This is a genomic window from Aeromonas sp. Prich7-2 (assembly GCF_017939255.1).
In the GTDB taxonomy this organism is placed as follows: Bacteria; Pseudomonadota; Gammaproteobacteria; order Enterobacterales; family Aeromonadaceae; genus Aeromonas; species Aeromonas caviae.
Genome location: NZ_JAGKRI010000284.1, coordinates 1 through 494, shown reverse-complemented (window position 1 = coordinate 494; position 494 = coordinate 1). Strand labels below are relative to the sequence as shown.

The following is a 494-nucleotide window of genomic DNA, read 5'->3' as shown; positions in this document are numbered from 1 at the left end:
GGCAAACGGGGTCGGGGCGCGGCAGGCAAGACGCCGTTTGTGGCAGCAGTGGCCCTGAACAAGGAAGGACATCCAATCAAGATGCGGATGACGGTGGTCGATGGTTTCAAAACCAAGTCCGTTGCTGATTGGGCAAAACGGCATATTGCCAGTGGTAGCGCGGTGATATCCGATGGATTGGCCTGTTTCAAAGCGGTCAAGGAGGCCAATTGTGAGCACCTGGGTGTTGTCACCGGGGGCAACCTGGACTGGCTGGATCATCCGGCATTCAACTGGGTAAACACGATGATAGGAAATGTGAAAAACTCGCTGCGGGGCAGTTGCCATACGCTCGGAGCGAAGCATTTACCAAGGCATCTTGCGGAATACTGCTTCCGGTTTAATCATCGTTTTGACCTCAAGAGCATGTTGGTTGAATTGGGGCATGCAGTCGTGGCAAGCCCTCCGATGCCATATCGGCTCTTGAAGCTGGCTGAGGGTCATGGGTAATCAGG

The 494-nt window shown here is 54.5% G+C and carries 1 pseudogene; it reads left to right on the top strand.

From position 1 onward, the window contains the following. Positions 1 to 489 (top strand): annotated as a pseudogene (locus J9892_RS21665) (IS1595-like element ISKpn3 family transposase); the annotation flags it as partial. Positions 490 to 494 lie beyond the last annotated feature (5 nt).